Genomic DNA, 11,269 nt, shown 5'->3' with positions numbered 1-11,269 from the left:
TGCTGCCGAGCGAACCGGGACTTTTCGGCAACCTTGCCCTGAGTCGTCGCATCGGTCTGATTGACGGTCCGGTCGGCGTCGTGGGCCATACCGGGCGTGGCGGTCACACCTGCCAACAGCGCTGCGAGAGCAGCCGCCGCCACATACTGCGGCCGGGATCTGTGGACCCTTGGCCGCCACCTGTCGTTCACATGTCTCATGGGGGGACAGCGTGACGTCATCGAGGGTGCAGGTCAGCACCCTCCGCGTGTCCAGCAAGCGACAAGTCACCTCTCCGCCACAGGCGATAGACGGACGAACATCTCCGAACAGTGACGAACCTGACGGTGGGCCCGTAGGGTAGCAGCCCGCCGGATGGATTCCGGCGGGCCGAACACTGCTCCTGACGCCTACTTGATGAGGTAGGCCTACATCACGGTCTGCTCGAAGGAGTCACCGCGGCATCCTTGGCGCCTGGCACTCGAGCACGCTGCCCGTATCCAGCGCGCCATCGTCGCCTCACCCCAGAACACCGAGTGCCTGTGGCCATCGACTGGAGCGTCGGCGAGTCCCGCTACGCCGGCGGCGTGCTTCTCGAGGGTGAGCTCGTCGTCCGGCGCAACGGACGGCTCCCCCCTCGAGGCACTGCAGCACCGCGCCTTCGCCGGCGGGCGGACCGTCGAGCAGCGCGCGACCACGCTCCCCGCTCACTTCATCGACTTCGACGTCCTGCAGACCGCCGGACAGGAAGTGATCACTGAGCCCTACGACCACCGCGGCGCCGTCCTCGAGGACCTGTTCACCGAGCAGGAGCCGACACCGCCGGGGACGCTCTGCCCGATGACGACCGACATCGCCGTCGCCCAGGAGTGGCTGGAGACCTGGACCGACGTCCAGGGCGGAGGGGATCTTGTGGACAGAGTTCAGGGCTGCCCGCATGAAGGGCTTTTGAGGTCTTCCGCGTTGGGCTGGGGGATGGGCCGGACGTGTCCTGTGGGGGAGCGGGGGTGAGCGTGGGTGCTCGCCGGGTGGTGTCAGCCCGTCGTGATAGACACAGGCCTTTCGGCCGGCGACGCTGCAGGGGAGAAGCGTGACGTCTGACGAGCTTGTGTTCGATCACGAGCAGGTACGTGGCGTAGTTCGCGAACGCCGCTGAGGTGGGGAATCGGTGAGCTCGTCGGGTGCGGCCGATCAGCCGGGCGGCCATGACTGGCCCGATGCCCGGGGTGTCCATCAGCGCGCTGCCCGACGCCTCCACAAGGCTCTGCATCCGGGCAGCATTGTCCGTGAGCTGCTTGTCCAGTTTCCGGATCTCGGCGACCAGATCCCAGGCGATGTCCTTGCGGACGGTCTCGACGTCGCCAGTGGGACGGACGGACCGCAGCAGTTTGGCTGCCAGGTCCGCGGACAGTTGGGTCGGGGCACCGCCGGGCAGCAGATCACGCAGCAACGCGTGGAGCTGGTTGACCGTGCGGACATGGGCCTGGGCCAGGTTTACACGCCGTTCGTCCAGGAAAGCCAGCGCCGTGGTGTGGTCCTCGGGCTCGACATCCCGTCCGTCTCCCTGCAGATAGGCGACGGAGGCCGCGGAGTCGATCTGGTCGTTCTTGCGCCCTCCACCGCGGGAGAGTTCGCGCACCCGACTGGTTGCCGCGGCAGGCACGTCGACGACGCTCTCACCGCGTGCGATGAGCCACTGAGCGAGATGCCGGCCCAATCCATTGGCGTTCCCCACCGCCCACTTCCGCTGTGGCCATCGCTTGGCCCAGGCCAGCAGCCGCCGGTAGTCCGTCAGGCTCGCCTCGATCCGTACCGTCCCGACCTGCTGGTTTGATTCCGGCTCGACGGCGGTGGCGGTGTGGGTGGACTTGTGGGGGTCGACACCGAGCGGTAACACGGGACAGCATTCCTCACGGTCGGACGACAGGGCATCCACGGCCGACACGCCGACTTCCGGAACCAACCGGCCGGGACACGCCTCTGTTGAGTCAGACCGCGGACGGACACTGGACCGGCGACGTACCCCGGGAGAGCCGGCCCCGAAGAGCGGCAGAGGGTTCACGAGTCACCCGGCCCGGCGTCCTACGGCACGCTACGAGCGGCCAACCCGACCGCGTCCCGCTACCCCCATACAAGTCGGCGGTTCACCGCGGTATTGACCCCCACACGACGTTCCATTCGCGCACATCCGCGGTCGCGACGCCGGAGCGGATGACGGGGCTTTCTTGATAGATGTTCCGTGCTTGTTCGAGAGAGTCGCAGCGCAGGATGGCCATACCGCCGGCGCCGTCGTTGAAGGGGCCCGAGAGCATGAGGGTGCCTTCGCTGTGCAGTTTGGCCAGGAATGCCTGTTGCGCCTCACTCACCTCCTTGCCCGGTATTCCGTCTGCGAATGCGAGCGTCACGACGAATGGCTTCATGGCATCCTCCTGATCCGGGAGTCCACCCGAGTGGGTGGTTCTGTTGGTCTGTGCCATCCGGTCGGTGTGGTGGCGTGCCACCACACCGACCGAAGGAATCGATCAGTGGTTTCGTGCCGCGGGGAAGTGCGGAGCGAGCCACTCGACGACGGACTGCAGGGCCTTCTGCCGTGCCGGGAGGGGCGTGGCGAAATGCGCGGCCTCGAAGAACTGCATCGTCTTGTCCTCGGCCGGGCTGGCGTCGAACTGCGCCTGGCTGGTGTCGGGGAAGCCGAGGCTGTCCGACGTCAGACTGATCAGGAGCAGCGGCTCGTGAATCGACTTCAGCGACTCGATGAGGGTGGCTCGCGTCGACAGACCCGACCAGGTGCTCAGCCACGCGCGCGGCGTGACCAGCCGGCCGAACCCTCCAGGCGCGTAATTGACCTGGTCCGGCCGGGGTCCGAGGATCGAACCGGGCGTCCGGGTCGACTTCCAGGCGTGCAGGTCCAGATCCAGGAACGCCGGGTCGGCCTCGGTCCGGTGGACGGTCATGTAGTTGCCGACCACCGCGCGGCGGGTGATGTAGGTGCGCTCCTCCAGCGGCAGGTCGGCGAAGCCGGGCGCCTGCATCTGCTGCCGGTAGCGCTGCTGATCGGCGATCAGCGCCCTGGCCCGGGCGTCGAGGCGGGCCACACGGTCCCGCTGCGCCGCCCGGTACCGCTCCAGGAATTCCATGGAGTACTTGCTCGGTTCCGGGGGCTCGCGGAAGCCGTTCGCCGGGTTGTACATGTCCAGCTCGGGATCCACCGCCAGCGGATCGTTCTCGTCGATCACCGACGGGTCGATGCCGGTCAGCATGAACGCTCCCTGGCCGGGATGTGCTGCCAGCAGGACGATACCGTCCGCGCTGGGCATCTCGACCGCGTTGAGGTCCAGCGGCTCCCCGGCCGCGGTGTCCCTCAGCCTTCCCGGCGGTGCCGTGGTCGCCTGCTGCTGGTAGAACGCCAGAAGCGATCCACCGCCGCTGTTGCCGAGCAGCACGATGTTCTCGAAGCCCCGCTCGTTCTTCAGTTGGATCAGCCCGGCCGCGAGATCGAGCAGCACCCGCTCGTGCTCGCAGTCGACATCGTTGTTCAGGCTCCGGGTCTGGTGGGCGTAGAAGGCGTACCCGGCCTCCAGGATTGCCGGAGCGGCATAGTGCCGGCTCATGTCGCCTCGGGGATGCGACACCACCACCACCGTGCGCTCACCGCCGCACGCGTAGAGGAAGCCGCGGGAGACCACACCGTCGGAGGCGGCAATCGGGATGACCGTCGTCTCGGTCCCCGCCGGCAGCACGTCGAAATCGATGAGACCGACGGCGTTGGCGCTGATCGACTTCTGCTCCGTCACTGACCGTCCCCCTGCGTCTCCTGGCGGACCTGGCTGTAGTGCTCCCAACGCCTCGCGGCCTGGACCTCCGGCGTGGGAAGCAGCGGTCGCACCGTGTCCACGAAGACGATCTCCATGTCGGTGCGGTCGATCTTCTTCTTGCGAATGTTCTCCATGACCGCGTGCGGGAGGCCGTGGTGCAGGCCCCGCGGGATGACGGAGATGCTGGCCGGGGCGATCTCCAGGCTGAGAGCCGTCCCCCTGTGGAAGAACGACAACTCGTCGTAGTCCACGTTGCGGTGGTACGGCGGGAAGGGTTCCGCGTCCGGAGCCGACTCGAGCGGACGGGGGAGCAGGGCGCCCACCATGAAGCTGGGCGTGGCGAAAATGGCGGAGCCGGACGGCATGATGTGGATGCGGTCGCTCATGATCGGCCGGTAGTCCCGGATGTTGAGCTTGAAGGGAAACAGGTCGCCCTTCCAGCCCTCAACGTCGATCGGGTCGAAGTCGTAGAACGCCGAGGTGTACTCGCCCAGGGACTTGATCCGCACCGGCCACTCGCCGTCCTCGTTGCGGCCGTCACCCAACTCGTCCAGCTCCGGGGTGGGCACATACAGCAGGGCCGGATCGAACGGAGCGCGCCGACCGAGCGGGCCGACGTCCGCGAAGCCGAGCTCCTCGACCGACTCGACGATCAGGAAGTAGTTCACCGGACCGGCCGGACGGATCCGGTACGTCGTGCCCTTCGGCACCAGGACGTAGTCACCGGGCTCATAGGGGATCGGGCCGAACTCCGTGTAGAAGGTGCCGGTGCCCTCGTGCACGAAGTACAGCTCGTCCCCGTCGGCGTTCCGCGCCGAATAGGTCATGTCCGCGCTGCGCCGGCTCACCCAGATGGACACGTCGGGGTTGTGGAACAGCCGCAGCGGGCCACCATCGGCGCGCGTCAGGTCGGTGGGCTCCAGCAGTAGCCCGTCGAAGTCGAGGTTGTCCGCGTTGGCCTCGACACGCTTCCAGTTGGTCGGCTCGTTGCGCCGGTACAGGTGTGCGTCACGGCCTTCGAAGCCGTGCCGCGTGATCATGTCCTCGTGCAGGTCGGGCAGCGCCTGCCGGCCCGCCCCCGCCTGCCGCAGCACCTTGCCCCTGCTGTGGTGAATCCACGACCGCATCGGCCTGAGTTCCATCGGACCGTCTCCTTCGCTCAGTGCGACTACTTGCTGTGACAATGCACGCCACGCACCGAGCGGTGGCACCCCGTGGGGATACCCCGTACTCGCAGGGAGAGGCTGCTGCTCCGTCGGCGCCCTAACGTGTCGCTGAGCGATGCGAACCGCGCGATCCTCGTGCGTGAGCGGACGAGGCGAGGGGCCGTGACGCTCGGCCGGGCCTGCGTCGGACCGCGGGGATCGCCGGGATTTCGTGCCAGGAATCCGTGATGCATACCGAACCGGATGCACGCACTGCGTCGTCCGGTGAGCGGCGCCAACCGTGCGTCGAAGATGCAGGCCGTCTGTGACCGAACCACATGTGTGATGAAAGGTGAATCAATGAGTTCCTACCGCGTGGGCCTGTTGGTGCCGAGTTCCAACACAACGATGGAGACCGAAGTTCCAGAGGTACTGCGTCGGGTGGGGGCCACGACTGGTGACCGGTTCACCTTCCACTCCAGCCGGATGCGGATGAAGACCGTCACGGAAAGCGAGCTCGCCGCGATGAATGCGGACGCCGCTCGCGCGGCGGTCGAGCTGGCTGACGCGTCCGTGGACGTGATGGCCTACGCATGCCTGGTCGCCATCATGGCCCAGGGCCGCGGCGCGCACCGTGACATCGAGAACCGGCTCACCAAGACGTCGGCAGACGCGGGTGCATCCGTGGACGTCGTCTCGAGCGCGGGGGCCCTCGTCGCCGGGCTGCACCACATCGGTGCCCGCAAGGTTTCCATCGTTACCCCGTACCTCAAGCCTCTCACCGCACGCGTAGTCGACTACATCGAGGGAGAAGGCATCGAGGTCCAGGACGCCATCAGTCTGGAGGTGGACGACAACCTGGCCGTCGGACGCCTCGACCAGGGACAGCTGCCGGAGATCGCACGCCGGCTCGACACCCGCGGGGCCGACGCTGTGGTGCTGAGCGCTTGCGTGCAGATGCCGTCCCTGGAGGCGATTCCCGCCGCTGAAGCCGTCGTCGACCTGCCGGTCGTCACCGCCTCGACCGCGACGTCCTGGCAGGTGCTGTCCGCACTCGGGGCCTACGCCCCGGTTCCCGGAACTGGCGCACTGTTCCGAGGCTGAGGTCGGGGAGGCATCTTCCAAAGAAGCCTTGACCCTCGAAGCCATGACGTGAGAACCGCCTCGACGAACGAATGGCTCTCATGGCCGCACGTGCGGGACAGCCCGCACACCGTACGCGAGCGCGTCGCTTCTCGTATGTGAACAACCTGCCGAACGTCTATCTGTTGTGAGAAGGAGCCCGTCATGACGGCCGGAAATGCTACGGAGTTGCGCAACGGCGCGCCGGGGCGCCTCGGAGACCCTGAGCGGTCGCTCAAGACCGATCCCCGGGTCCATCCGGGTGTCATAGCGGCGCTGGCGCCGTTCGGGCTCGACGGGTCGGCGACAGCGCCACCGGTGAGTCCCCGTTCCACGCGTGCGGAACTGCTGGAGTTCGCGGCCGGCGCCGAGTCGGCCTTCGAGCCGGTCTTCGAGGCGCTGATGGCCGGACTGCCCGAGGTCGAGGGCGTTGCATCCGAGACGCAGACCGTCACGGGAGCGGACGGCGACGAGATCAAGCTCTACGTGTCCCGCCCGGAGGACGTGGAGGGCCCGCTGCCGTGCATCTATCACATTCACGGCGGCGGCATGGTCATCATGGGGGCCACGAGCGCCGTCTACAACCGCTGGCGGCTGGAACTTGCTGCTACCGGCCTGGTCGTGATCGGCGTCGAGTTCCGCAATGGTGCGGGCAAGCTCGGCCCGCACCCCTACCCAGCCGGGCTGGAGGACTGTGCCACTGGTATGAAGTGGGTCGCGGCGCATGCCGCCGAGTTGGGTGTGTCGAACATCGTGGTCTCGGGCGACTCAGGCGGCGCCAATCTCGCTCTCGCGCTGGCCATCAAGGCCAAACGGGAGGGCTTCCTCTCCGCGATCTCCGGGGTGTACGCGCAGTGCCCGTACGTCTACGGCAAGTGGGCCCATGACAGTGAGGAGCTGCCATCCGTGGCCGAGAACGACGGGTACTTCAACCACCGCGACATGATGCAGGTACTCGCCGAGATCTACGACCCAGGTTCGGCAAACATCGACGAAGCGACCTGCTGGCCCGCTCGGGCCACAACCGCCGATCTCGAGGGGCTTCCGCCGCACGTGATCTCAGTCAACGAGGTCGATCCGCTGCGTGACGAGGGACTCGACTACTACCGCAAGCTGCTCGCGGCAGGCGTCCCGACGATCAGCTGGATGAACATGGGACTGTGTCACATCGGCGAGGTCCTCTTCCGCGCCACGATGCCCGATGTCTACGCCGCGACCGTCCGCAGCATCAACAACTTCGCTCACTCCATGCGATGAGCTGCGTCACGACGGATGAGGACAGCCACGACACACCAGGCCCGGGGGACCGCCCCTGACCACTCCACGGCCCGCTACACTCCAGCCGCCCAGCGAAACCCGCAGGTCAGACAGCACGCAAGTGCCGCCCGCTGGCGTTTGTCCTGACGGCGGGACAGGCCACAGCAGCCCGCAGTTCATCCCCGTACTCAAGACTGGACGATGCGGAGAGGTGGAGGTGCGGAGAGCAGCGCTTTGATGGCGGACGTGGTCATCTCGTCGCGCGGCAGCCACAACTGGAGCCAGTGGTTGGCCTCTCCGACGAGGAGAACCTCAAGACTGAAGTTGAGGACCCCTGCATCGGGGTGAGAGAGACGACTGCCGCCTGGTTGCCTGAGTGCGACCGGGTGAGCGGCCCACCGCGACGCGAACTCGGGAACTCCACCCAGGTCGTCGACCAGGGTGCGGAACTCATCGTCGGAACCCCAGTCCGCTTGGGCGGACCGCAGCCATCCCACCACCTCATCCGCTGTAGCTGCCCAAGCCCTGTCGGCAAACACCTGGCGCGCCGTGGGGTTGAGGAAGTGGTAGCGAATGAAGTTGGGCGGGTCCTCATCCAGCACACCCATCGGCCTGATCACCGCTTCGCACGCGCTGTTCCATGCCACAACGTTGTAGATCGGCCCGAGCAAGCACGCCGGCGTGGGCTCGAGATGGTCCAGCAGCGCACGCACCGTGGGTCGTGCCTCATCGCTGACCGGGCGGGGAGGTGGGAAGAGCGCGGCGCTGTGCCGTTTCGTGGCCAACATCGCAAGGTGCCGCTTCTCGTCATCTGAGAGCCGCAGCGCCTCGGCAAGCGCGGCGAGCACCGCAACAGACGGATTGGTATCCCGGCCCTGCTCCAGCCGTTCCAGGTACTCGATGCTCAAGCCGGCGAGCGTGGCGAGCTCCTCCCGTCGCAGTCCTGGGGTTCGCCGCCGACCGTACGACGGCAACCCGACCTGTTCGGGTTTCAGTTGCTCCCGGCGCGATCGCAAAAACGCCGCCAGTTCGCCTCGGCTGGTCATCCTCCCATCACGCCCCCTGGTCCGCACCGTAGGCTCTCCCTCCGGATACCAGGATCGTGCAGGCCGTGTGTCGACGGATGCCCGCGGCGGATTGTCGAACTGGGCGGCGCTCAGCGACGATTCCCAAGCCTGCTCGATGAAATTTCCCACCTTGGGCGACTCCTTTCCGGAAATCGCTCCGGTCGGCGACGGCCTGCTCCAGTTGCATCTCGCGCTCCCGGTCTCGGAAATAGCCCCGCTCAAACGGAGCCACGCCACTCTTTTGTGGGTACATCGACGGGCAGACTCATGGGCAGCGGCCGTTCTCTCGCACTTCGTTACTCGACATCTCGAAGCGTGGAGAACGGCCGCCCTACGCATGCCCGGATCCCGCCGATCTCAGCAGGTCGAGTGACCAGCGACGTCAAACGTCAAGAGGGCGGCCCTGTGGCCTTCCCGTGTCAGCCCACCCGGCCGCGGGCGAGGTGCTGCAGGCGGGCGGCTGTGCCGTCACGACGGGCGCGCCATAGGCCGTATTTGGCCAGCAGGCCATTCGAGACGGTCAGGAGTGTCTTGTACGGGGGCGCGGCCAGGCCCTTGGTCGTGTGGGGGGCGTAGCGGGCGCCTTCGTCGGTGACGGTGAGCCATCCGGTGAGCGTTCGCATGCCCAGCCCGACGCACTGAGGCCGGAAGGAATGGGCGAGGAACCCGGCTCTGCGCCCGCCTGGCGGCAACATTCCAGGTGGCACGTCGAGGTGCAGTCCTGCGTCGTCGTGTCCGGTGACCGCGACCGGGACGATGACAGGGAAGCCGTCTGCGCCGCGGTAGGCCAGCAGCCGGTGCGGCAGTCCGCCGATCTGCCGCGCGACCGCGGCGAGGTCGACGCGCGGGCCCGTACCGTTCTTCGGCGGTTTCTGCGCGTTCGGTTGCTCGGGCCAGGCGGCGCCGGTGACCGTCATCGCTCCGTGGGCCGCCAGATCGGGCCAGAGGGTGACGCGCTCGACGTCGACGTCGACGAAGACGCGCTCCTGGTGGTACTCGCGCAGCAGCCAGTCCCAGATCGGCCCGCGTCTGGTCTTCCCGAGGAAGGGCTCCGAGGCCCGCATCAGTTCCGTCAGGCGCTCCGGTGACGGGCGCAGGTCGACCGACGCGGTGCCCTGCGCGAGCACGTACGAGCTACTTGCGGCGAAGCCGTGATCACGCGTGTGGTAGGCGAGCGAGACGTGCGGGTCCCGCAGAATGCGCTCCAGCTTCTTCGGGAAGCCGAGCGAGGTGGTGAACCTGACCCGGCCCGCCTGACGGTCTGCGAGGCCCACCGGCGAGACGCTGGTGACCACGGCGCCGCCGGCCGGGGTGACATAGGCGACCGCGACCGTGAGGTCTCCCCTCATCACGGCGTCCGCCGCGTCCGGCCACCGGACAGGGCTGGTGGTCATGAGCCGGTCCCGCGGAGGATCCGCAGGTCGTCCGTCGCCTGACGGCGCATGGCGGGCAGCAGCGGGTGAAGCGGCTCCGGCAGGCCCGCGAGCACCAGTTCCACCTCGGCGGGCGTGCCGACCTCGTCGAGGAAACCGATCATCAGGTGACCGGCCACGGGCGGCGTGGTCGCGATCACCCGCTGCGCGAAGTCCTGCCAGTCTTCGGGGCTGATGTGGTCGCGGAGCGCGGGGAAGAGGACCGGCTCTTCGTGCTCCAGGTGGTCGTGCACCGTGTCGCGCACCGCGACGGCCGCATCCCGCAGAGCGGCCCGGACTCCGTCCACCACGCCGCCTCCGCCGAGGCCCGTGCCGACGGCCTCATCGGCCCCATCCCCAACCTCGTTGCCGCTCACGTTCACCGCGGCCAGCCGGTCGAGCGCGGCGTCCAGGCGCTCGTGCTCCTCGCTCAGCGCGTCGAGCTCGTGCTCCGTGGCCGGCGCCGCCGCGACGATCCGCGGCCACAGGTCCTCGTCCTCGGTCTCGTGGTGGTGGCGCAGGTTCGCGACGAGGAAGTCGCGCAGCTGCGCCAGTGCGCCGAGCGGCACCGAGGGACGGGCGGCGGCCTCGGCCAGCAGGGTGGTCGCAACGCGGTGGACCTGATGGGCAAGGCGGGTCTCGATGACCGCAACAGATTCTTGAGAAGATTCCATAGTCATGGAGGCGACAATATTCATTGAATGTCCTTATCGTCAATATAGTGACTCCTCGTGCAGGAGGTAGGATGCGCGGGTGACCAGCAGGAAGTACCACTCCCCCCGCCGCACCGACTCGGCAGCTGCCACGCGTGAGGCCGTCCTGGGCAGCGCACACAGGCTCTTCCTGGCGCGCGGGTATGCCGGGGTCACCATCGGGGAGATCGCGGAGGCGGCGAAGGTCGCGGTGCCGACCGTGTACAGCAGCGTGGGGAACAAGCCGGGCATCCTGACGGCTCTGCTGGAGCCGGCCCTGACCGACCCGGCCATCGCCGACAACCTCGCCGCCATCGAGGCCGGCGACGACCCGCGCACCGTGATCGAGCTGACCGCCGAGGGCACCCGGCTCACCCACGAACGCCACTGGGACCTCGTGTACGGACTCTTCTACCGCGACCCGCCGGGGGAACCCGCCGTCAAAGCGGTTCTGGACAGGGGAGCCGACGACTACGTCCAGGCGCTCACCCGCGTGGCCGACCGCCTTGTGGCGCTCGGCGCGCTCCGTGCCGACGTCCCTCGCGCGGAGGCCGTCGACATCCTCTGGTTCCACCTCGGCCCGCACGCCTGGATGACACTCGTCGGCGAACGGGCCTGGCCGTTCGACCGCGCCCAGGCATGGATCGCCCGCTCCGCCTGCCAGGCCCTGCTGAAGGACTACGACTAAGAGTGCCCGGCAGTAGGCGTTACTTCAGGCGTTTGGTGGTGGGGCGACCGTCCCATCGGTAGAGCGAGGTGGCGCGGCGGATGAGCATACGG

11 protein-coding genes and 1 pseudogene are annotated in these 11,269 nt (G+C 67.8%); 4 read left to right on the top strand and 8 right to left on the bottom strand.

The window, feature by feature from the left end; translation table 11 throughout:
• A partial coding sequence (locus tag ABT078_RS41685; protein WP_351237552.1) for a hypothetical protein occupies positions 1-200 on the bottom strand: 200 nt, incomplete at its 3' end.
• Between the two features lie 379 nt (positions 201-579).
• Between ABT078_RS41685 and ABT078_RS41680 the strand changes: the two genes are divergently transcribed.
• A complete protein-coding gene (locus tag ABT078_RS41680; protein ID WP_351237554.1) occupies positions 580-990 on the top strand; it encodes an ATP-dependent DNA ligase in 411 nt (136 codons plus the stop codon).
• 172 nt (positions 991-1,162) lie between these two features.
• Here ABT078_RS41680 and ABT078_RS41675 read toward each other — a convergent pair.
• The 4 genes and pseudogenes from ABT078_RS41675 to ABT078_RS41660 all read right to left on the bottom strand — a co-directional run.
• Positions 1,163-1,876 (bottom strand): annotated as a pseudogene (locus ABT078_RS41675) (IS110 family transposase); the annotation flags it as partial.
• A 247-nt stretch (positions 1,877-2,123) separates the two neighbouring features.
• Positions 2,124-2,399, bottom strand: a complete 276-nt coding sequence (locus tag ABT078_RS41670) for a YciI family protein (protein ID WP_351237550.1) — start codon at positions 2,397-2,399, stop codon at positions 2,124-2,126.
• 102 nt (positions 2,400-2,501) lie between these two features.
• Positions 2,502-3,773, bottom strand: coding sequence for an alpha/beta fold hydrolase (locus tag ABT078_RS41665; RefSeq protein ID WP_351237548.1), 1,272 nt, complete (start codon positions 3,771-3,773; stop codon positions 2,502-2,504).
• A complete protein-coding gene (locus ABT078_RS41660) occupies positions 3,770-4,936 on the bottom strand; it encodes a homogentisate 1,2-dioxygenase (RefSeq protein WP_351237546.1) in 1,167 nt (388 codons plus the stop codon). Before ABT078_RS41660 ends, ABT078_RS41665 begins: the two co-directional genes overlap by 4 nt.
• A 363-nt stretch (positions 4,937-5,299) precedes the next feature.
• Between ABT078_RS41660 and ABT078_RS41655 the strand changes: the two genes are divergently transcribed.
• Both ABT078_RS41655 and ABT078_RS41650 read left to right on the top strand, forming a co-directional pair.
• Positions 5,300-6,043: a maleate cis-trans isomerase family protein gene (locus ABT078_RS41655; protein WP_351237544.1), complete on the top strand. Its 744-nt coding sequence runs from the start codon at positions 5,300-5,302 to the stop codon at positions 6,041-6,043.
• A 183-nt stretch (positions 6,044-6,226) separates the two neighbouring features.
• A complete protein-coding gene (locus tag ABT078_RS41650) occupies positions 6,227-7,318 on the top strand; it encodes an alpha/beta hydrolase fold domain-containing protein (RefSeq protein WP_351237542.1) in 1,092 nt (363 codons plus the stop codon).
• Between the two features lie 188 nt (positions 7,319-7,506).
• On the opposite strand, the gene ABT078_RS41645 is transcribed toward ABT078_RS41650, so the two are convergent.
• The 3 genes from ABT078_RS41645 to ABT078_RS41635 form a co-directional block, all read right to left on the bottom strand.
• Complete coding sequence (locus ABT078_RS41645; RefSeq protein ID WP_351237540.1) at positions 7,507-8,514, bottom strand: helix-turn-helix transcriptional regulator; 1,008 nt, start codon at positions 8,512-8,514, stop codon at positions 7,507-7,509.
• Between the two features lie 290 nt (positions 8,515-8,804).
• Positions 8,805-9,779 carry a pyridoxamine 5'-phosphate oxidase family protein gene (locus ABT078_RS41640; protein ID WP_351237538.1) on the bottom strand — a complete coding sequence of 325 codons (975 nt, stop codon included), beginning with the start codon at positions 9,777-9,779 and terminating at the stop codon, positions 8,805-8,807.
• The gene (locus ABT078_RS41635; protein WP_351237536.1) at positions 9,776-10,477 is read right to left on the bottom strand and encodes a hemerythrin domain-containing protein; all 702 of its coding nucleotides are present in this window, start codon (positions 10,475-10,477) and stop codon (positions 9,776-9,778) included. The genes ABT078_RS41640 and ABT078_RS41635 overlap by 4 nt, the downstream gene beginning before the upstream one ends.
• A 73-nt stretch (positions 10,478-10,550) precedes the next feature.
• Between ABT078_RS41635 and ABT078_RS41630 the strand changes: the two genes are divergently transcribed.
• A complete protein-coding gene (locus ABT078_RS41630; protein ID WP_351237534.1) occupies positions 10,551-11,177 on the top strand; it encodes a TetR/AcrR family transcriptional regulator in 627 nt (208 codons plus the stop codon).
• The last annotated feature ends 92 nt before the right edge of the window (positions 11,178-11,269 follow it).

The sequence above is a fragment of the Streptomyces sp. NPDC002133 genome, from assembly GCF_040296405.1.
Lineage (GTDB): Bacteria > Actinomycetota > Actinomycetes > Streptomycetales > Streptomycetaceae > Streptomyces.
The sequence above is the reverse complement of the archived record's forward strand: the minus strand, read 5'-3'. Positions and strand labels throughout refer to the sequence as shown.